Genomic DNA, 21,011 nt, shown 5'->3' with positions numbered 1-21,011 from the left:
AATTACAAATTGAAAGCATCGTAAGTTAAATTGAAAGTTTGATCAAGATAGTTTGTTCAATTAAACGACAGCGTTTGCTTTTTCTCACTCGCTTGTATAGCTAATTCAATGACCTTGATAACAGGTACGACTGTGCTTGCATCAGCTGGCGAAAACTTACCGTCTTCAATGGCGTGAGCAAGACGATTGAAAAATGTTAGGTATTCACCCTTGCGTGTTTCAATGGTTTCCTCCAGCAACTCGCCACTCTCGCTTGCCACCGTTAGCACGCCATGTTCTTTATCATTGGTTGTTGCCCAGCTTGCATCCTCAAAAGACAAGCCCGCTCGTAACTGGTTTTCTTGTGGGTCCAGATAGAACTTTCGAAAGCTACCTTTTGTGCCTTGTAGGTCGTAGCGCAAGGTTGCCCCCGCCTGAAAGGCTGAGCTACCTAGCTTTACTACCCTATCACTATAGTGAAGGGTTACATCGAAGGTGTCATCCGACTGCCCATTCTCACGCAAGGCCTGTATGTTTGCCGACACTTCTTGCGGCTCGCCAAAAAGCTGTAGTGCTTGGTCAATTAAATGAGGGCCTAAGTCCCAGAAGATACCGCTGCCTGGACCTTCGTTTTCACGCCATCTGTCTCGTGGTACAGGGCGAAAACGATCAAAACGGCTTTCCAAGCGTTTAATCTCACCAAGCGCACCGTCGTCGATAAGCTTTTTAATTGTAAGGAAGTCGCCATCAAAGCGCCTGTTTTGGTATACACAAAGCTGTTTGTTCTGTGCCTCTGCAAGCGCTACTAGCGCCTCTGCTTCTTCGCTATCTAATGTGAATGGCTTTTCTACCAACACATGGCAACTGTGTTCTAGTGCCAATTTAGCTTGTGAACCATGAAGATGATTAGGCGTTGTAATAACCACCAAGTCTACATCGTGAATTTTTAACGCTTCGTCTAACGAGCTGTACACTTCAGCTTCAGGTAAGAGCGCTTTAACCGCATCAGGTTTTGAAGAAATAACCACATCTACCGAGAATTGCGGAAGGTAATTTAGAAAGGGTAAATGAAAGGTTGTGGCTGAAAACCCAAAGCCAACAATAAGAGTAGATATCATCGAATATCCTTGTTCAATAGTAAACAACAGGTAAGTAAACACACACTATCAGTAATAATGGAGAGATAAAACCATAGATAGTTCAATATTTGAAAGAGTGTTTAAAATAGGTGGACTATTTACGTTTACACTTACTAGGAAGGCGTTGTTTTAGGCGCTTTTATTAGCCATCGGTTCTTATCACCTTTCTGATTGAGCAATAGAGTGATGGGGCTAAAGAAGAAATTGGGCCAGCAACTTACGGTTAATGGTTGCCAGCCCTAATAGTTTAATTGCTGCTCACGCAGCCTGTAGCAAGGAACATCTTTTACTTTTTAGTCGGACGCGGCCAATTTGGAATATTGCGCTGTTTGCCACGGGCAACGGCTAGCGCGTCTTCGTCTACGGTTGACGTAATTACTGAGCCAGCACCTACGGTAGCGCCTTTGCCAATGTTTACTGGCGCGACAAGCGACGAGTTTGAGCCGATGAAAGCATTTTCGCCGATGACGGTCTTGGACTTGTTTACACCGTCGTAGTTACAGGTAATTGTGCCTGCGCCGATGTTCGCTTTAGCACCAACTTCTGCATCGCCTAGGTAGGTTAAGTGATTCGCTTTGGCACCTTCACCTAAAATAGCCTTCTTCATTTCTACGAAGTTACCCACTTTGGCATTTTTCTGCATTACTGCGCCAGGGCGCAACCTTGCGTAAGGCCCAACTGTACAAGCTTCACCAACACTGGCTTCTTCAATAATAGAATTTGCTTCAATCACCACGTTATCGGCAATGGTACAGTTTCGCAGGATACAGTTAGCGCCAATAGTAACGTTATTGCCAAGCGTAACCTTGCCTTCAATAATAGCGTTTACGTCGATAATTACGTCGTTACCGGTTTCTAGCTGACCGCGTAAGTCAAAACGCGCAGGATCCAACAAGGTTACACCGTTAGTCATTAGCTCGTCGGCTTGTCGGTGTTGAAGCGCACGTTCTAAGTTCGCTAGCTGCAAACGGTTGTTAACGCCTTCTACTTCTACAGCCGACTGCGGCTGAGCTGACTGAATGCGCTTGCCTTCGGCCGCAGCCATTGCAATAACATCAGTAAGGTAATATTCGCCCTGAGCATTGTCGTTGCTTAACTCGCCTAACCAGCGCTTAAGATCAGCACCAGACATCATCATCATGCCGGTATTAATTTCTTTAATTTCACGCTGAGCTTCAGTGGCATCTTTGTGCTCAACTATCGCGGTAATGTTGTCATTCTCACGAATAATACGGCCCATGCCTGTAGGGTCGTCTAAATTCACAGTTAACAAAGCTAAATCACAGCCTTCCTTTGCTGCTTTTAAAGCGCTCAATGTTTCTTCACGAATAAGTGGTGCGTCGCCAACAAGTACAAGCACATCTTCATTGTCTTTAATATGAGGTGCCGCTTGCTGAACGGCGTGGCCTGTTCCTAATTGCTCGGCCTGTAAGCACCAGTTTAGGTTATCTTCAACAATTGTTTCCTTTAGCTGATCACCACCATGACCGTAAACCAAATGAATATTGTCAGCACCCAGTGATTTAACGGTGTTGATAATACGTTGCACCATAGGCACGCCACCCACTTTGTGTAACACCTTTGGCAATGAAGATTTCATACGGGTACCTTTACCCGCTGCTAAAACAACCACTGAGAAAGCCATATAATTCCTTTATTTCGCAAAGAGAATGAAAAATCGGAGCATAGTGTAACTAAGAGGCAATAATATGTCAGCGATATCTTCATTTCGAGGTCGGGCCGGACAACCTTGCGTTGCGCTTTCGTTCTTCGTTATTTAGTCTAAGTTAAGACAAATCGCCTAGTAGTTCATTATTGCAACAGGTATACTCGCCATCTAGGTAAGGTTCAGCCAGGCAAGGGAGCATGCGCAGTCTGTGAACACATTTCGTACACTACATAGAAGTATTCTAGTGTTATTTGCGGTAGTGGTTATCGCCATTGTGACACTGGTTCACTTCAGTATTTCAAAAATCGTTGCCGAACAAAGTCGAGCGCAGCAACAGTCATTGTCGCCTGCTATTTCGCTTATCGTTGAGCAACTTCTTAAGCCACTACATATTTCTGAAGCACTCGGCCACTCTACCGAACTGGTAGACTTAATGGATGGAGAAACCATAGACCAAGACGCCGTTTTCAAAACATTGGATCGTCTTGAAAATGAATTTGGTTTATCTTTTTTCATCGCCAGTGAAGCAGACAGAAAACAATACAATTCTGATGGCAGCATTATTAACCTTATTGAAGGTGAAGTGAGCTGGTACTTCAAATACCGTGATTATCCCGCCGATGCCGTTGCCGATATCGGCAAATGGGAAGACACGCACTTTTATATCGATATAAAAATTCACGATGAAGATGGCCGCTTCTTAGGCTTTTTTGGTGTAGGAAAAAGCTTACGCAGCTTTATTGAAGTATTTGATACCTACAAACAAGAATACGGCTATGACTTCCTATTTGTAGATGGCGAGGGTGACATTATGCTGTCTTCAGACCCAAGCCTTATTGCCTCTTATTCTGATTTTACTAACTTATCTGAGCTCCCTTGGTATGCCAGTCTCCCCATGACTATTCAAAGCGAGCAAGCCTTAAATAATAAGCTAGTTACAATTGACCAAAAAGACTTCCTTATTGCCGAAGTTAAGCTGAATCAATTTGGTTGGACTGTGTTTCTTTTAAGTCCGCTTGAAGACCGTCAGGCAGAAATCTCTCAGGCGTTTATCTTTAGCGTGGTAACACTGCTTGTTGTTGTATTCTCACTGTTCTTGCTTATATACAACCTGCTGTACTATTTCAGAAAAGATATGCAGCCAGACTTAGTGGTACGCCACAGCAACCGTCTCCCTGAGAAAGACAATTTGCAGCTTATTTATAAAACGTTATTGGCTGAGCACAAGTCACTAAGCGTTATGCTGGTAAGCGTTGATGAACTTTCGGAAATAGTTGACGCCCATGGAGGAAACGCAGGCGACGATATTCTCGATAAAGTGGTGTCTTACCTAGCTGAGAACATCCGCGAGCAAGACGTAGTGGGTAGATGGAGTAGCGCTGAGTTTATTATTCTACTGCCTCATACTGGCCCTCACGTAGCGTTTGATATGGCGCAAAACCTGCGTCACGGCATCGCTACGCTACCCCCTCTGCAAGATTTACCTGAAGTAGTAATTACTGCTTCTGTTGGTATTTCATATACTGCGTCACCTCGCGCTATGCACGAGGTAACCGCACATGCTGAAGACGCGCTTTATCAAGCTAAACGCGACGGCAGCAATTTGGTAAGAATGCAGCTGATAGACTAAATAAAGCTGACTTCAGTTTAAGCAGGTTTAACTTTAAGGCGTTTTCGTTTGAGAACGCCTGTGGTTAGCGCAACACCAAACAAAATCATTAAGCCCCCCACTATGGTTTGAGCCGACAAATGCTCCTGCAAGAAAAGTACGCCCCAAATAATGCCAAATAGCGGCACTAAGTAGGCGACGGTTATTGCCTTTGCCGGGCCAATATCGGCGATAAGTTTGAAATACAATATATACGCGATTCCGGTACCACCGACGGCTAGCGCCACAGCGTTTACCCATGCATTCACGCTTGGCATGGTGTCTGGCAGAGTTGCAAGTGCAAAAGGTGCTAACATAATGCTGGCCATAGCTTGACTGCCTGTGGCCACAACTAAAGGCTTAACTCCTTGCAGCCATTTTTTCATCATACACGCTGCAATCCCATAGCCTGTTGTTGCTAAAAGTGCAGTTAAAATAGGAAGAAAGCTAATATCTCCCTCGCCAAGCTTTTGCTGACTAATAACGGTAACGCCGATAAAGCCAACAAAAAGACCAACAACCGCTGACTTTGTTAGTCTATCGCCTAACCACAGCCAAGCAACAATAGCCCCAAACATGGGTGCGGTAGCGTTTAGAATAGCGTTAACGCCTGCCTCTAAGTGCAGACTGCTGTAATTGAACAGTACAAAAGGGACGGCGGTATTTGCCAACCCGACGAGTGCTATGGCAAGCCAGTGATGCTTGATATCTCTAACCGAGCCGCGCAATAACAGCAAAGGAAACAGCACTGCCGTAGCTAGCAAGGTACGAATTGCTACCAGAACATAAATGCCAAACTCTGGTGCCGCAACGCGCATAAAAATAAATGAACCGCCCCATATTCCTGCTAACACCAACAGTGAAATAATGTCTCTTATTGCCATTTTTTCATCACCATTCTCTTATGACCCACTCTTTTATGACCACAGCACCCCTTGGGCTCCCTCTAATTCAAGTAAATACTGCTTACGCGGTAAACCACCTGCGTAGCCCGTTAGGGTTTTATTACTGCCAATTATACGATGGCAAGGCACTACAATAGCAATAGGGTTACGACCATTTGCCATACCCACGGCCCTAACGGCTTTTGGGTTATCGATAGCTTTTGCTATATCCAAATAGCTAGCTGTTTCACCATACTTTACTTGCTGTAAAGCCAGCCATACTTGGTTCTGGAACACAGTGCCCTTAGGAGTAAGCGGTAAATCGAATTCCTGAAGCTGCCCATCGAAGTACGCCTTAAGCTGACGACACGCTTCACTGGTGATTGGGTTAGTGCATGAATGCGTATGGGCGTAAGCCTCATCACCGAGAGCGGTGTATTGCACAGCTTCATCTGTGCTTAAAAACGCAATGGCCGTTACCCCCTCATCAGTCGCTTCAACTTTGAGCGGGCCTTGCACACTATTTACGAAACCTGTGTATATCATGGTTAAGCCTCTTTTTGCTGGTTGCTAAGTTGCCAAAGCTGAAGGGTTAAATAGCTGCGCCATGGCGCGGCCTTATCAGGCTCAATCGGATACTGCTCTGCCACTTTACGAACAATTAAATCGCCCCCAAGATAAATGTCTGGGTTTCTCTCGCCACGCATTTTTAAATAATCTAGTGTCCACGGGCCCACGCCCTTAATTGCAAGGATATCTTCATGGGCTGGCACGCCATCGCCAACAAATAATTGTGCAAAACTGCGTAGCGCGTTTTTTCGCGCCTGTGGCATACGCAAAAACTCTAAATCATTGCCAACTACAGCTTCAGGTGTGGGAAAGCCGTAGTGTTCCCCCGTATCTAGACCAAAGCCGTTAGGTATAGCAGTACTTGGTACCCTTTCGCCTAGCTGATGTACAAGTAGCGTTACTTGTCCAATGGCCGCTTTTACACTGACTTGCTGCCCGACAATAGCCCTGCAGCCGCTTTCAAATACGCTCCACGCGCTAGGGAGGCGTAGACCTGACGTTAGCTGCTTTTGTGACAGCCCTGCCTGTATTAGGCTTTGCTCTATTAATAGTGGGTCGGCGTGAAGGTCGAGAACCAGCTTGATGTTTTCTATTACGGTATGAAGAGCGCGTAAATCGGGCATATCAATGTGAACATTGAAGCCGTTGCGCGCCTGATCATGTTCTGCTTTGAAGAGACCAACACTGGACTGACTTGAAAAATAGCGTTGGTAACTGTTTTCTGTAACTCGCTCCATACCTTCAATGGCGCGCGCTGCTAAAAAATCACGTACATAGGGCCAGTTATACGGAGGACGATAAGCAAGAAACAGGGATATCAACTTTTGTTCAGCGCCCTGCTTTTTTCTAAGCTGTGTCGGCGAGGTTCCGCAATATTGTTCTACAGCTCGCTGCAATTGCCTAAGCGACTGATAACCTGCGGTTACAGATACATCCGTCATAGACAAAGAAGTTTGTTGAATAAGCTGTTTTGCAAACAAAGCGCGCTGCATATTTTGAAACTGTTTAGGCGATATGCCTACCGCATTAACGACCAGCTTATTTAAGTAGCGCTCACTTATACCTAGACGGCATGCAATATCTGCCACACTCTCTATTGGAATGGCAGATAATAGCGATAGCCCTCGACTTACTGTTGCGCCCACGCCTTTCCAAGCTGCAGAACGAGGCGCGCTGTCGGGTCGGCACCGAAAACAAGGACGATAGCCTTGCGCCATAGCCTGAGTCGCATGTTCGAAATAAGTAACATTATCTTCTTTGGGCAAGCGCGCTGGGCAAATGGGTCTACAAAAAATGCCCGTCGTTTTTACTGCAACGAAAAATCGACCGTCAAAACGTGGATCTCTGCTAAGCCTCGCTTTTGAAAACACAGACTCAGCTAACCCTTCGCTTTCTGAAGCCTCTTCATTTTGCACAACATTGTTATCTAACATAAGTATGCAGCGCTCGCCCTAAACTCGTTACGTGAGCATAGTGTATCGTGTCTTTAATTGGTAAGTGCGACAAAATCGGTACTCTATAAAATCAGGGATAGTATGGGTGAGTATAATTAGCGACATTTGATCATTGATGCGGCTAAACGCATAATAACAAGATAATAATAATGAACGCCCTGTGAAGTAACATTGAAGTCACAGGCACAATGAGCTGACTATATGCTGAACTCTTCGCGCTTCTCACTACTGAGCCTGGCTCCACTATGGCTATTTGCAACACTCATGGTTATAACGCAAAGTGCTTCTGCAGATTGGTTAGATGACTACGCAAATCACGTTAAAAAAGAAGCGTTAAAATACAATGTCCCTGGTTATGCTTTTGTGTTTTACGAACAGGGAAAAGCGCCGCGGGTTTACGTTTACGGAAAAACTCGTAAAAAAGGCGGGAAGAGCGTTACCGAGAATACAGTATTCAGGCTAGCCTCTGTTTCAAAAACCTTCACTGCCCTACTATCTGCCAAACTTGTGGAGAAAAATCAGCTTAGCTGGGAAACCCCCATTTCTACTTTATTGCCCGACATTCCTTTTACAGGAAAAGGAATGGGCGCGCTTCAGCTACAACACATTGTAGGGCAATCCAGTGGATTCATGCCTAATGCCTACGACAATCTGATTGAAGCCGACTATTCGTTAGAGCGCGTGTTGAAATCTCTGGGTGAGCTTGAACCTTTATGTGCACCTGGCGAATGTTACACCTATCAAAATGCACTTTTCGGGGCATTGGAGTACTACTTTAGCAACAATAATACCTCGTACTCGCGCCAGCTTCAGGCAAACCTTTTCTCGCCATTAGGCATGGAGACAGCCAGCGTTGGTAAAGGCGGGTTGCTTGCTTCACAATCATGGGCACAACCTCACATTGCTATTGCTAGAAATAAATGGCGTGAAGGCAAAGTTGAAAGCAACTACTACCGCTTTTCTCCCGCTGCAGGTGTTAATGCCAGTATTTCAGATATGACCATTTATTTGCAGGCGCTGCTTGGCGAATTCCCAACGGTGATTTCTGATGAAATGGTAGATTATGTCACAACAAAACGCGTCAGAACCAAGCGTGAAACCTATCGCAGGGGCTGGCGCGGTATGATAGACGATGCGCATTATGGTTTGGGTTGGCGTATTTACGACTTAAATGGGGTGCAGCTTAACTATCATGGCGGCTGGGTAAAAGGCTATCGCGCCGATGTAGCTTTTATGCCCGAGAAAAAAGTAGGCTATGTGATGTTGATGAACGCAGAGTCAAACATGATTAATTCGACAACAGCAGAGCTTTGGAAGCGCTATTTGAAAAAAGCCGACGCAGCTAAGTAGTAGCGGCATCGGCTCTTTAAACCTGCGAAGCTTAAGTGATATTTATATATTAAGAAATAGCAGGCTCTAGATTATTTACTATTGCCTCTTATTGCTTAAGGTAAGTGTAACCCGCTAAGCAGTTTTCGTAGAAATCGGTCCAGCGAACCCCTTCGCGCGGATTCAATTTACCGTCCCATACATGCTTATCTATCATTCGTTTAACATCTGACGCCATTGCACGCGGGTTATACTGCATAACGTTTAGCACATCTTCTACTGACGAGCCTTTTACTACTTCTTCAATGTAGAAGTCTTCCGGGTCGTCGTCATAGCTGTAAATATGCACTTCGTTTAAGCGACCAAACAAGTTGTGCATGTCGCCCATTACGTCTTGATATGCACCCGTTAAGAACAAACCAATGTAATAAGGCTCGTCCTTCTTAAGTGGGTGCATAGGCAGTACGTCAGTAATTTCACGGCCAATCGTGAATTGATCAATTTTACCGTCGCTATCACAGGTTATATCCGCTAACGAGCAATTAACTGTTGGCTCTTCATTCATGCGAATAAGCGGTACTACTGGCAGAAGCTGGTCAATAGCCCATGTATCGGCAGCCGACTGAAACACAGAGAAATTACACAAATATTGAGACGACAAGCTGTAATCTAACTCTTGTAGCTCTTCAGGTACGTATTCTTCGTTGCGATACCACTTCTGTAGGCGACCCATGATATCCCAGTAAAGGGTTTCTATTTTGCCTAGCTCTTCTAACGTAAGTACGCGCAGCTTAAATGCATCGAGCGCTTGCTCTTTGTACTGAGACGCGTCGTTGTAAATCTCATGCATATTTGTTTGTTCGTCAAACGTATCGGCAAGTTCACGCATGTTTTTCAAAAAGAAGTGCTCGCCTTCTTTCGCAGACGTATCCAGTTGCGAAGCATTAGATTTAATCTCGCCCACAATTTCAGTAATAACGCAGCTGTGATGCGCAGTGATTGCACGCCCGCTTTCACTTACCAAATGCGGATGTGGTACACCTTCAAGATCGCACATTTCCTTCATGCCGTAGACAACGTCAGCAACATATTCTTGCATGCTGTAGTTACGCGAAGACTCATTCGTTGAGTTACTGCCGTCGTAGTCGATACCAAGACCACCGCCTACATCAACATAGTCCAGCTCGAAGCCCATTTTATGAAGGTCGGCATAAATACGCGCGCCTTCGGTAACCGCTTCTTTGACTGCACGTATATCGGTTAGCTGACTGCCAATATGGAAGTGAAGCAGCTTCAAGCAATGGGCCATACCCTGTTCTTCAAGGTAGCGGGCTGCGTTAATGATCTCGGTAATGGTTAAACCGAATTTCGCACGTTCGCCACCAGAACTTTCCCACTTACCACGACCTTTCACGGTCATTTTAGAGCGCACACCGATAATAGGGTCGATGTTAAGCTCTTTTGAAATTTTCACGAGTAAAAGCAGCTCGGTGTACTTCTCGACTACCACAACCACTCGACGACCAAGCTTTCTACCTAACAGTGCAAGACGCATTACTTCGTCGTCTTTATAACCGTTTAGAATGGTCAACGACTCTTCGTTGGTATTCATGGCAAGTACGGTAAGAAGCTCGGCTTTAGAACCGGCCTCCAAACCGTAATTATAAGGCTTGCCTGCATCAACAATCTCTTCAACCACTTCACGCATTTGGTTAACTTTTACCGGATACACACCTTGGTACTGGCCTTGATATTCGGCTTCTTCGATTGAGCTTCTGAAAGCTTTATTCAAACCGGCAACTTGCGAGCGCAATATGTCGTGGAACCGCACAACAACAGGGAACTGTACACCCTCTTTGCGGATATCTTCTATTACCGAATTAAAGTCGATTCGAATGCTAGGATCTTCAGGAACAGGGGTAATATGGACATTGCCATTTTCACCAATTTGAAAATAGCCGCCACCCCATTGAGACACGCCATAGACGCGCTCCGCTTCTTCGATGCTCCAATCTGACAATTTATTCACCTATGTGTAAGTGGGCTAGGTCGTTACCTAGCATAGTAAGTGCGAAAATTAGCAGCGTATTATAGACAACGTAAAGGCTAACGCGAGAGTTGTTGCGATGTAAAATATCTATTGTCGCGACTAATTTTGTTTATCGAACGCTAACTTTTATGTGTCTATCCATGTTTGAACATAGTCTATAACTATCTTGTCTGCTTTTGCTTCACAATACACTATAAACTCTGAGATATTTTGAGTACGCTCAAGCTCAAAACCCAGATTAATTTGCGGCGATTTAAAAAACTTCTGCGCAATATGTTCAGCATCAGTCTCATCATCTTCTAACCATGTCTCGCTAAGCTGGTTTCGCCTATCTAGCTTTATCGGCGCTTTTATTTGATTGAAGGAATCTGAATTGGGAGTCTGCCAGCCGCGCATGTCTACAAATAGGTGGAAGGGCCTGCCCTTGCGGGTTTTCAAGCATTCGGAAAGTTTAGCAAGGTACTGAATGTTTGTAGACATATCCCACTTGCCACGAAGTGTGACCAAAATACAATTTCTGAATGGCTCAATATGAAAAGGGGTCGTAGACATTTATTCGTACATCTCTATGACTATATGAATAATAAACTCAACTGCTATAGCTCCTACATAGTAGAGTTGAAAAGCTTAAACTACAACTAAAGTTGAATACTTTGTGATTACGTTTCATACTCAAAAAGTAAAAAGACCTGCATTTACGCAGGTCTTTAAACGTTGCTAATAGAAGATAGACGCCGTATTAATCGTCCCCGAACTCACGAATAATGCTGTTGATGGTGTCTTTAGCGTCACCCAAAACCATGCGCGTGTTATCTTTGAAAAACAGCGGGTTGTCTACACCGGCAAAGCCAGCATTCGCAGAGCGCTTAAGTACAAAGACGGTTTTTGCACGATGGGCTTCGATAACTGGCATACCGTAAATAGGGCTACCTTTCATCTCCTTGGCCGCTGGATTAACAACATCGTTCGCGCCGATAACGATAACCACATCATAGTTTTCCATACGCGGGTTTACGTCGTCCATTTCGTATAGTTGGTCATAAGGCACATCGGCTTCTGCCAATAACACGTTCATGTGACCCGGCATACGCCCTGCTACCGCGTGAATGGCATAATCAACCGTACAGCCGTTTTCTTCTAATAGAGACTGAAGCTCACGTACCGCATGCTGTGCTTGCGCAACCGCCATACCGTAGCCAGGCACCACCAGTACTGCTTGCGCGGCCTCTAATACATAAAATGCATCTTGCGCGGCCAATACTTTAATTTCGCCTTCTATTTTTTCACCCGCTTCTACTGGCTTCGCAAAGCCAGACAACAGCACATTCATCAGTGAGCGGTTCATTGCCTTACACATGATATTGGTAAGAATTAAGCCTGAAGCACCCACTAGTAAACCGGTAACAATCAATATTGTGTTACCAGTAGCGAGACCTGCCGCAGACGCCGCAACACCTGAGTAGCTATTTAAAAGTGCGATAACCACCGGCATATCTGCACCACCGATTGAAATGGTCGCCCACAAGCCGAAGCTTAGTGATAACGCAATAGCACAGTAAATCCAAAGTGGATTGCTTGGGTCGGTAGTGAAGAAATAACCAATCACCACCATACCAATTAAGTGCAAGATGCTTAGCTCGCGAAGCCCTGTGAAAATAACCGCTTTAGAACTCATTTTCCCGGACAATTTACCCCAGGCTACCACCGAGCCAGAGAACGTAATGCCCCCAACTAAAATAGTGAAAAACAAGGTAATAAAGGTAAACGCGCTTTCAGTTTTAAGGGTAATCAGGCTCATTCCGGCTAATGTTGCCCAACCCAGAAGCAATGACGCTGCACCACCAAAGCCGTTAAACAGCGATACCATCTCGGGCATTGCCGTCATTTCAACGGTTTTAGCTTTCCACGCACCAAAAGCGCCGCCAATAACAAAACCTAAAAGGATATATTGGTAGCTAATAATTTGCTGATCAAGCAGGGTAACAACCACAGCAACCAGCATACCTATGGCAGAAATGAAGTTACCTTTTTTCGCGGTATCTGGATGGCTAAGTAATTTAAGTCCTAGGATAAATAGTGCCGCAGCAACTACATACGCAAGGTTTATTACAGTTACGATATCACTCACTTGCGTACTCCTTATTTATCTTTTTTCTTAAACATGCCAAGCATGCGGTCGGTAACAAGATAACCGCCCACTACGTTTATGCTGGCCAGCGCCACCGCGGCCGTACCAAGAATGGTGGTTAGCAAGTTATTGTCGCTACCCGATGCGACTAATGCGCCTACTAACGTAATACCTGATATTGCGTTAGAGCCTGACATTAAAGGCGTATGTAACGTAGCAGGCACTTTTCGAATTAACTCAAAACCCAAAAAAGCAGCCAGTAGCACGATGAAAAGTAGGTAAATGATTTCCATGATTAGGCTCCTTTGTATGCGTTGTTAAGCATGTCGTTGGTAATGCTACCGTCGTGGGTAATAACACAGCCGGCCAGAATGTCGTCTTCTAAATTCAGCCCAAAGGTTTTGGTTTCATCGTCAAAGAACTCATCCACAAGGTTGTAGATGTTATTGGCGTACATGTCGGTGGCGGCTTTAGCCACATACTGGCTCCAGTTACCGTTACCAATTACCTTTACACCGTTAACCTCAACCGTTTCGCCAGCAACCGAACCTTCAACATTACCACCTGATGTTGCGGCCATATCGACTACGACACTGCCTGGCTTCATGAGAGCTAATGTATCTTTTGATATAAGCACTGGTGGTTTGCGACCAAATAACTGCGCTGTTGTAATAACAATGTCAGAGTCGGCAATCGCATCACGCTGGGCTTCTTGCTGCTTTGCTTTTTGCTCTTCGGTGAGTTCTTTGGCGTAACCGTCCTTCGTTTGGCCTGTTTCCCCAATATCAATCTTAAGGAATTTACCGCCTAGAGACTCTACTTGCTCAGCCACTACCGCACGGGTGTCGTAAGCAAGTACGTTAGCGCCTAGGCGCTTCGCAGTTGCTATAGCTTGAAGACCCGCTACGCCAGCGCCAATAATAAATACCTTCGCTGGCTTTATTGTTCCTGACGGTGTCATCATCATAGGTAATATTGATGGCAACTGGTTGGCCGCCTGCATTACCATTACGTAACCCGCAAGACTCGCTTGCGAGCTCAATGCGTCCATTTTCTGTGCACGAGAAGAACGAGGGATCATCTCTACAGAAATAGCGGTTAGCCCCTTTTCTGCAATAGATTCAACAAGCGATTGCTGAAAGAAAGGGTCGAGATGGCCTACCACAATGGCCCCTTTTTTCATCAACGCTAGCTGTGCATCGGTGGGTTTGTTCACCGCCACCAGCATATCTGCTGTTGATAATGCATCATTCACATCATCGATGACAGTTACGCCTGCATCTTTGTATTCTTTATCTGAATACCCTGAGTGTACGCCCGCCCCCGCTTCTAGCAGTAAGGTCGCCCCTTTTTTCACCAGACGCTGTGCACTACTAGGTGTAGCCGCACATCGCTTCTCCACATTATTTAGCGGATCTGGCGCTTTTGACTCATTTAATATTATGATTTTCACACGCTTCTCCTCACATTCCGGCTATCCGAGAATGACACCCTTTAAACAGTACTAAGCCATTTTATTCACTTATGCCTAGCATTCTCTAGCTAAATCAAAAACAGAACAGGCAATTTCTGTATTTATTTTGCTTCGAATAGCACCCCTTATTCCGCTTATTTTTCAAGCGAATCTGCGGCAAAGCTACGCTATATGGGCATACATCACTAGTATCATTTACTTACGAGTCATAACTAATATTTATATAGAAATGGCATACAGGTGATAAATGAAGTAGATAAAGAAGCATTTATTCTGTGAATACATTAATAATTGTGCATTTTTTAAACACACGTAAAGGTGGATTACGCTAATCGATGTCGAAGAAATCACGCCTTTTAAATAAGGTGACTCAATTAATTTAAAAAATTGTTAAATAAATTTGGGGGATTTTACAAACCGTGTCGTCTTGATGAATTAACAGCGAAATGCTGTGAGAGAAAGCCAAGTGGGGTGCACACCATAAGGCGCATTAAAATTAACGATTAGGACACACACCATCATGTATAGGAAAACCAAGCTTGCATGCTCAGTGGCAGCAGTTTTAGCGTCGGCTATTTCTGCGAATAGTGCATTTGCCCAAGACGCGCAACCCAATAAAGACGTAGAAGTGATTGAGGTAAGTGGTATCCGCTCATCGGTTGCAAAATCGATGGATGTTAAACGCAGCTCTGCTGGCGTAGTCGACGCCATTAGCGCAGAAGACATCGGTGATTTTCCCGATACCAACTTAGCTGAATCACTACAGCGTATTACCGGCGTATCTATCGACCGTTCAGGCGGTGAAGGCCAGCTAATTACCGTACGTGGTTTTGGACCACAGTTTAACACCGTGTTGGTAAATGGCCGTCAAATTGCGTCTGAAAACGATTCGCGTGCGTTCAGTTTCGATACGATTGCTTCTGAGTTAGTAAGCAGCCTTGATGTGCATAAAACGTCAACGGCCACAATGCAGTCTGGTGGTGTAGGCTCTACCATTAATATTAATACCGCGCGCCCGTTCGCATTAAACGGTTTTAAAATGGCGGGCTCGGTAAAAGGCGTGTACGACGAAAATAGCGAAGAAACTACGCCGCAATTTTCTGGCCTTATTAGCAACACGTTCAATGACGACACCTTCGGTGTATTACTTGCCGTTTCACACCAAGAGCGTGAGACTCGCCTTAACCAGGCTCAGATGGACGGTTGGCTAGAGAACGTTGGCGTGCCAAACCCTGTTACGCAGTCAGGCGATGCTTGGACAGGCAATGTATTTTCACCGCGAAACTACGATCACAAAGTGACCTTTGAAGAGCGTACCCGTACTAACGCTAATCTTGTATTTCAATATGCGCCTAACGACAAACTGGTAGTAACCGCTGACGCATTGTATTCAGATTTTGATGTTGAGTCTGAAGCAACGTCTTACGGCCACTGGTTTACCGCACCTAACATTCAGGGTGTAGGTGATGACGGCAGTCTGTTTGATGAAAACGGCAATCGCCGCAGCCCAACGGTTGATGCAAACGGTACTATTGTCGATTTATACCAAGAGGTAGGTTTGGCGACCGATATGCACGCCAAAACGTTCGACCGTTTAACTGATACCCATGCCATAGGCCTTAACTTTGATTACCAGTACTCTGATAATCTGAATTTATCGTTTGATTTAAGTCATTCAGAAGCCGAACGCGAAGCCAATAATGGTGGCGGCGATCAGCTTTCACTTATTGGTTATGCCAACCGCGTACGATTCCAAGTAGATGACAACATTTTACCAGTTGCCAGCATGTTCGCTTCGCCTAATGACAATATTTATAGCGGACAACAAGAACTAGATGGCGCGATTGTTACTGGTCCTGACGGATTCCCTATATACAACCCTGCACTGACACCTGATGGTGTGAGCAATCATCTTGATGAAGCGAACAGCCGAGCTCACGTAATGCTGCGTCGAGGCTGGGCGGTAGAAGATGAAGTGAGCCAGCTGCGCTTTGACGGCGAATACGTAACAGATGGCAGCGGCTTAACTGAAATTCGCTTTGGCGCACAGTACAGCACCGAAACCAAATCACTTACCCGTTGGGACAATGAAGGTGTAGGTATTCACTGTACTTACTGTGGTTACCCAGACTTGCCTGAGATCCCAGCAGGCAGCCAATACGTTTTTGACGCAAGCAGCGATTTTCTTTCTGACGTAAGTGGTAGCGGTCGCATGCCCACCTCTTGGCTTGCCCATGATGGCGAAGCCAACTTTGCATTTTTAGAATCTTACTATCAAAGCGTAAATGGTGATTCGATTAGTTTTGATGCGGTGCGCCGTAACAACAGCTTTGAAGTTGAAGAAGATATCATCTCTACCTATATGGAATTCGACTTTGAAGGCGAAGTTGCAGACATGTTCTTAAGCGCAACCGCTGGTGTGCGTTATGAAATGACAGATGTGACGGTTAACGGAACGCAAGCGCCAATAACGGGCTTAACGATTCTGGATCAAACCGAAATGCTGGCTGGTTTTGGCGATGCGCAAAGTATTGCCACTGAGTCTGATTACGACGTGCTATTACCTAACTTCAGCGTACGTTTAGAAATTACCGACGATTTAATTGCGCGCTTTGCGGCGAGCTCTACCATTACTCGCCCTACGCTTAACAGCATGTCGCCGGTAACAGTAATTACAACCACCCGCCAAGGTGGTGATTTAACGTCTACCAGTGGTAACCCTGCACTAGAGCCATTCAAATCGGACAACTTGGACTTGTCGCTTGAGTACTACTATGACGAAGCAAGCTATGCATCGATTGGTTACTTCAGAAAGTTGGTATCGAACTTTATTGTTAATAGCCAAGAAGACAAAACCTTCGAGCTTGCTGACGGCAGCTTGCTAACCGACCCTTCTACAGGCACTAACGCTAGCGCGCCAGATGCGGGTGACGACGTTGCTGTGTTTACCAATACTCTGCCAAATAACGGTGAAGACGCGACGGTAGACGGCTTCGAGCTTGCGCTTCAGCACACTTTCGATAATGGCTTTGGGGTGCTTGCCAACGGAACTATCGTTGACAGTGACGCCGAACTAGACCCGTTCGATATTAATCAAGTATTTGCGCTAACTGGGTTAAGTGATTCATACAACTTGGTGGCATTTTATGAAACTGACGACTATCAAATTCGTCTTGCCTATAACTGGCGTGATGAGTTTGTTCAGTCGTTAACGCAAGGGCAGGGTGACGGCCCAACCATTGTTGAGTCTTATCAACAGCTTGACATTAGCGGTAGCTACAGCGTGACAGACAATGTAGAAATCTTCTTTGAAGGTATTAACCTTACAGAAGAGTTTGTACATAAACGCGGTCGCTTCTCTAATCACTTGCTGTTGGTTGAAGACAGCGGCAGACGTTGGGCCTTCGGTGTGCGCGGAAACTTTTAGTTTCGCGTAATTGGGGCCGACATTTGTTGGTTCCACATTCGTGGCTACCATTTGGTAGCCACAGTTTTTATTCAGGAAATCAGTATGACAACAGCAACTCCCATAACGCACATTGTAGTAGTTGGTGGCGGTAGCGCAGGGTGGCTAACGGCTGGTCGTATTGCAGCGCAACATCAAAGCGCTACCCGCAAATACATTAAAGTAACCTTAATAGAAAGCCCCAATGTGCCTATTATTGGCGTGGGCGAAGGCACCTGGCCAACCATGCGCTCAACACTAATTGCATTGGGTATTAGCGAAACCACTTTCATCAAAGAATGCGACGCCACATTCAAGCAAGGAGCAAAGTTTGCTAAGTGGACCACTGGTGAAGAGCACGATTTTTACTACCACCCTCTTATGCTGCCCCAAGGGTTTTCGCAAACAAATTTAGGCCCTTACTGGCAGACTGTAGCACCAGAATTAAACGAGTCTTTTTCCCATGCAGTATGTGTTCAGGAAGCTATATGCGAAGCAGGTTGTGCACCTAAAAGCATACGCCACGCAGAGTTTGCAGGCACCGCAAACTATGCTTATCACCTAGATGCAGGAAAATTTACCGCCTTTTTAACCAAACACTGCACAGAAAAACTAGATGTACACCATGTGCTGGCCGACGTTAACCGCGTCGAAAGCAGCAATAACGGCGATATCAAAGCCCTTCATACCGAGCAAGGGGTAACAGTAGAAGGCGACCTCTTTGTTGACTGTACCGGCTTCAAATCTATGCTGCTCGGCGAACACTACAAGGTGCCGTTTATTCCCTGTGACGATGTACTTTTTATCGACCGAGCATTAGCAGTACACGTGCCTTATGACACCCCGCAAAGTCCTATTGCATCCCACACTATCTCCACCGCACAAGACGCCGGTTGGATTTGGGATATCGGTTTGCAGTCACGCCGAGGTGTAGGCCACGTCTATTCCAGTAGGCATCAAAGTAAAGATGACGCCTATGCGCGCTTAGACACATACGTTCGCCAAACCAGCACGTTAAACGGCATAGATGGGATAAACGTAAAAGACATTACTATTCAAAGCGGACACAGGCAGCGCTTTTGGCAAAATAACTGTGTGGCTGTTGGGCTAGCGGCAGGCTTTCTAGAGCCGTTAGAAGCCTCAGCGCTTGTACTGGTGGAGCTGTCTGCCTCAATGATTGCTGAACAGTTGCCAGCAAACAGAGCGGTAATGGATATTGTGGCGAAGCGCTTTAATGACACCTTTTCTTACCGTTGGCAGCGAATTATCGACTTCTTAAAGCTGCATTACATGTTGAGTAAGCGAAAAGACAGCGCATTTTGGCGGGACAATCGCGATAGTCATAGTATTCCAGACTCATTAAAAGAATTACTCGCACTGTGGCAATACCACCCACCTAGTGACAAAGACTTCACCAGCAATAATGAAGTATTCCCCGCGGCAAGCTATCAATATGTGCTGTACGGTATGGGGTTTACCTCAGATTTAGGCGCACATCAGCAATGGGTGAACGCCGACTTTGCTAAGCAACAGTTGATGCAGAACAGAAAAGCTCGCGGCATGGCGGTGGAGAAACTGCCTAAACATCGCGAACTTATTAATAAAATTCACCAATTCGGCCTGCAGGCCGTTTAACGTAAATCAATAAGCAGGGCCTACGTATGACTCACATGGTTGCCATTAATAATAAACAACATGCAGATTTGAAAGTAACCGACGATGCATTGTCACTCAGTGCCAATCAGCACCTTGTTCCTGTGGTGGTCTCTGAACTCAACAAGCTTGTGGTACATTACCCCGTGGTGATCACCAAGTTCGACGATTCTGGACAATTTGGCTTGTCTGCCTTGCTAGGTTTTGAAGAAAAAGAAAACCTATTTTGGCAACAAGGTGAATGGGATGCGGTTTATATTCCCGCACAGTTTGAACGCCTGCCTTTTTATGTAGGAACGGAAGTGCAAAGCGCTGACAGCAGTAACCGCGTGCTGTGCATTGATATGGATAACGCTTCAGTAAGCGAAGAAAAAGGCACACCGCTTTTTGATAACACGGGAGAGCCCAGTAACTACCTGTTAGAAAAGCAGCAGATCCTTGCTCAGCTTCTTGACGGTGAAACGCAAAATCAACGTTTTATTGTTGCACTGCAACAGCATAACCTTATCACACCGTTCACCCTAGATATTACCTTTGAAAACGAAAGCAAAACGTCTATAACAGGGTTATATACCATTGATGAAGATAAGCTAGCGGCGCTTAGCGCTGACGCGATTGCTGATTTGCATGCACAACACATGCTGCAAAGCATTTACACGCTCATAGCGTCAAACGCACAAATCTATGCCCTTATCGACAAAAAGAACAAGGCGAATAAAAACGCAGACGCATGGTTTCAAACTACGAATTGATTACGGTTGGTGAAAAAGCCACGCCGGTTGTTGTTATTGATGATTTCATACCAGACCCGTTAAGTTTGGTAGAAACAATTGCGCAACACCACCCATTTACAAAAAAAGATGGCGACTTTTATCCGGGGGTGAGAAGTCACCCGCCCCAAGAGTATGTCGAACACCTACATACCTCGCTTCCACAATTATTTAGCCAACTTGCTTCGCATAATGGGCTACAAGATTTTGGCGTGGAAAAGCCGCTTCAAATACCTCTAGTGCAACTTTCCATAGCCAATCAAGCGCCGAAATTTCTATCGCCCATTCAATGTATTCCGCACATTGATACGCAAAAGGATAATGAATGGGCATTGGTGCACTATCTGTTTAGCGCGCCTTTGGGTGGTACTGCATTCTATCGACATATTGAAACTGGGTTAGAGCGGGTTAATGCAGCGCAATACGAAGGCTATTTTAAAACCTTAAAACGTCAAGCCACCAGCGTAGGGTTACCACCTAAAGCGTACATAAACGGTGATACCGCCATGTTCACCCAAATCGCCCGCATTGAGCCTATGTTTAATCGCGCAGTGTTATATCCAGCCAACTTGCTACACAGCGGCTGTTTACCTAACAATATTTCGGATTCTGTTAATGTGAAAGAAGGCAGGCTAACCGCAAACGCCAGTATCGTTTTTTGCCCCCCTTTTTAACAGAGCATGACGTAGCATCTATAGAGTAGTCTGCGCTTGCAGCATCACAATTGTGTGCCTTGTGCAAAATATTCATGAAGGTTTATTCATACAAAAAGGTGATCGAAACTTTATTTTCAGACGTTTCCTCGCTAAGTCACCGTAT

The 21,011-nt window shown here is 45.4% G+C and carries 16 protein-coding genes; 6 read left to right on the top strand and 10 right to left on the bottom strand.

The window, feature by feature from the left end:
• Window positions 1-56: 56 nt before the first annotated feature.
• Both ACXACS_RS02805 and glmU read right to left on the bottom strand, forming a co-directional pair.
• Complete coding sequence (locus ACXACS_RS02805; protein WP_474803816.1) at window positions 57-1,097, bottom strand: Gfo/Idh/MocA family oxidoreductase; 1,041 nt, start codon at window positions 1,095-1,097, stop codon at window positions 57-59.
• A 307-nt stretch (window positions 1,098-1,404) separates the two neighbouring features.
• Window positions 1,405-2,763, bottom strand: a complete 1,359-nt coding sequence (glmU, locus tag ACXACS_RS02800) for a bifunctional UDP-N-acetylglucosamine diphosphorylase/glucosamine-1-phosphate N-acetyltransferase GlmU (RefSeq protein WP_474803814.1) — start codon at window positions 2,761-2,763, stop codon at window positions 1,405-1,407.
• A 232-nt stretch (window positions 2,764-2,995) separates the two neighbouring features.
• On the opposite strand from glmU, the gene ACXACS_RS02795 reads away from it, so the two are divergent.
• Window positions 2,996-4,417: a sensor domain-containing diguanylate cyclase gene (locus ACXACS_RS02795; protein ID WP_474803811.1), complete on the top strand. Its 1,422-nt coding sequence runs from the start codon at window positions 2,996-2,998 to the stop codon at window positions 4,415-4,417.
• Window positions 4,418-4,434: 17 nt separating this feature from the next.
• Here the strand turns inward: ACXACS_RS02795 and ACXACS_RS02790 are convergent, their stop codons facing one another.
• The 3 genes from ACXACS_RS02790 to ACXACS_RS02780 are packed head-to-tail and all read right to left on the bottom strand — an operon-like array spanning window position 4,435 to window position 7,322.
• Window positions 4,435-5,319 carry a DMT family transporter gene (locus tag ACXACS_RS02790; RefSeq protein ID WP_474803808.1) on the bottom strand — a complete coding sequence of 295 codons (885 nt, stop codon included), beginning with the start codon at window positions 5,317-5,319 and terminating at the stop codon, window positions 4,435-4,437.
• A 33-nt stretch (window positions 5,320-5,352) separates the two neighbouring features.
• A complete protein-coding gene (locus tag ACXACS_RS02785) occupies window positions 5,353-5,865 on the bottom strand; it encodes a methylated-DNA--[protein]-cysteine S-methyltransferase (RefSeq protein ID WP_474803805.1) in 513 nt (170 codons plus the stop codon).
• Window positions 5,866-5,867: 2 nt separating this feature from the next.
• Complete coding sequence (locus tag ACXACS_RS02780; RefSeq protein ID WP_474803802.1) at window positions 5,868-7,322, bottom strand: DNA-3-methyladenine glycosylase 2 family protein; 1,455 nt, start codon at window positions 7,320-7,322, stop codon at window positions 5,868-5,870.
• Window positions 7,323-7,544: 222 nt separating this feature from the next.
• Here ACXACS_RS02780 and ACXACS_RS02775 point away from each other — a divergent pair, with 222 nt between their 5' ends.
• On the top strand, window positions 7,545-8,693 hold the full coding sequence (locus ACXACS_RS02775; RefSeq protein ID WP_474803799.1) for a serine hydrolase domain-containing protein: 1,149 nt from the start codon (window positions 7,545-7,547) through the stop codon (window positions 8,691-8,693).
• 88 nt (window positions 8,694-8,781) lie between these two features.
• Here ACXACS_RS02775 and speA read toward each other — a convergent pair whose 3' ends face one another.
• The 5 genes from speA to ACXACS_RS02750 all read right to left on the bottom strand — a co-directional run bounded on the left by speA (window position 8,782) and on the right by ACXACS_RS02750 (window position 14,303).
• A complete protein-coding gene (speA, locus tag ACXACS_RS02770) occupies window positions 8,782-10,692 on the bottom strand; it encodes a biosynthetic arginine decarboxylase (RefSeq protein ID WP_474803796.1) in 1,911 nt (636 codons plus the stop codon).
• 156 nt (window positions 10,693-10,848) lie between these two features.
• Window positions 10,849-11,274, bottom strand: a complete 426-nt coding sequence (locus tag ACXACS_RS02765) for an arginine decarboxylase (protein WP_474803794.1) — start codon at window positions 11,272-11,274, stop codon at window positions 10,849-10,851.
• 187 nt (window positions 11,275-11,461) lie between these two features.
• Window positions 11,462-12,850, bottom strand: coding sequence for an NAD(P)(+) transhydrogenase (Re/Si-specific) subunit beta (locus tag ACXACS_RS02760; RefSeq protein WP_474803792.1), 1,389 nt, complete (start codon window positions 12,848-12,850; stop codon window positions 11,462-11,464).
• 11 nt (window positions 12,851-12,861) lie between these two features.
• Window positions 12,862-13,143 carry an NAD(P) transhydrogenase subunit alpha part 2 gene (locus tag ACXACS_RS02755; RefSeq protein ID WP_014951245.1) on the bottom strand — a complete coding sequence of 94 codons (282 nt, stop codon included), beginning with the start codon at window positions 13,141-13,143 and terminating at the stop codon, window positions 12,862-12,864.
• 2 nt (window positions 13,144-13,145) lie between these two features.
• A complete protein-coding gene (locus ACXACS_RS02750) occupies window positions 13,146-14,303 on the bottom strand; it encodes an NAD(P) transhydrogenase subunit alpha (RefSeq protein ID WP_474803787.1) in 1,158 nt (385 codons plus the stop codon).
• A gap of 541 nt (window positions 14,304-14,844) precedes the next feature.
• On the opposite strand from ACXACS_RS02750, the gene ACXACS_RS02745 reads away from it, so the two are divergent.
• The 4 genes from ACXACS_RS02745 (at window position 14,845) to ACXACS_RS02730 (ending at window position 20,866) form a co-directional block, all read left to right on the top strand.
• Window positions 14,845-17,751 carry a TonB-dependent receptor gene (locus tag ACXACS_RS02745; protein ID WP_474803786.1) on the top strand — a complete coding sequence of 969 codons (2,907 nt, stop codon included), beginning with the start codon at window positions 14,845-14,847 and terminating at the stop codon, window positions 17,749-17,751.
• 84 nt (window positions 17,752-17,835) lie between these two features.
• On the top strand, window positions 17,836-19,404 hold the full coding sequence (locus tag ACXACS_RS02740) for a tryptophan halogenase family protein (RefSeq protein WP_474803783.1): 1,569 nt from the start codon (window positions 17,836-17,838) through the stop codon (window positions 19,402-19,404).
• 26 nt (window positions 19,405-19,430) lie between these two features.
• Window positions 19,431-20,174, top strand: coding sequence for a SapC family protein (locus ACXACS_RS02735; protein WP_474803781.1), 744 nt, complete (start codon window positions 19,431-19,433; stop codon window positions 20,172-20,174).
• Window positions 20,153-20,866: a DUF6445 family protein gene (locus tag ACXACS_RS02730; RefSeq protein ID WP_474803778.1), complete on the top strand. Its 714-nt coding sequence runs from the start codon at window positions 20,153-20,155 to the stop codon at window positions 20,864-20,866. The genes ACXACS_RS02735 and ACXACS_RS02730 overlap by 22 nt, the downstream gene beginning before the upstream one ends.
• Window positions 20,867-21,011: the final 145 nt, after the last annotated feature.

Source organism: Alteromonas sp. AWM4_230, from assembly GCF_056158305.1.
Note: the sequence above shows the minus strand (reverse complement) of the source record. Positions and strands in the feature narration are given on the sequence as shown.

Coding starts and splice junctions, on each gene's coding strand:
- ACXACS_RS02755 (WP_014951245.1), bottom strand. CDS start 13,143: ATGGAAATCATTTACCTACTTTTCATCGTGCTACTGGCTGCTTTTTTG.
- ACXACS_RS02735 (WP_474803781.1), top strand. CDS start 19,431: ATGACTCACATGGTTGCCATTAATAATAAACAACATGCAGATTTGAAA.
- glmU (WP_474803814.1), bottom strand. CDS start 2,763: ATGGCTTTCTCAGTGGTTGTTTTAGCAGCGGGTAAAGGTACCCGTATG.
- ACXACS_RS02765 (WP_474803794.1), bottom strand. CDS start 11,274: ATGTCTACGACCCCTTTTCATATTGAGCCATTCAGAAATTGTATTTTG.
- ACXACS_RS02775 (WP_474803799.1), top strand. CDS start 7,545: ATGCTGAACTCTTCGCGCTTCTCACTACTGAGCCTGGCTCCACTATGG.
- ACXACS_RS02740 (WP_474803783.1), top strand. CDS start 17,836: ATGACAACAGCAACTCCCATAACGCACATTGTAGTAGTTGGTGGCGGT.
- ACXACS_RS02785 (WP_474803805.1), bottom strand. CDS start 5,865: ATGATATACACAGGTTTCGTAAATAGTGTGCAAGGCCCGCTCAAAGTT.
- ACXACS_RS02805 (WP_474803816.1), bottom strand. CDS start 1,097: ATGATATCTACTCTTATTGTTGGCTTTGGGTTTTCAGCCACAACCTTT.
- ACXACS_RS02780 (WP_474803802.1), bottom strand. CDS start 7,322: ATGTTAGATAACAATGTTGTGCAAAATGAAGAGGCTTCAGAAAGCGAA.
- ACXACS_RS02730 (WP_474803778.1), top strand. CDS start 20,153: ATGGTTTCAAACTACGAATTGATTACGGTTGGTGAAAAAGCCACGCCG.
- ACXACS_RS02790 (WP_474803808.1), bottom strand. CDS start 5,319: ATGGCAATAAGAGACATTATTTCACTGTTGGTGTTAGCAGGAATATGG.
- ACXACS_RS02745 (WP_474803786.1), top strand. CDS start 14,845: ATGTATAGGAAAACCAAGCTTGCATGCTCAGTGGCAGCAGTTTTAGCG.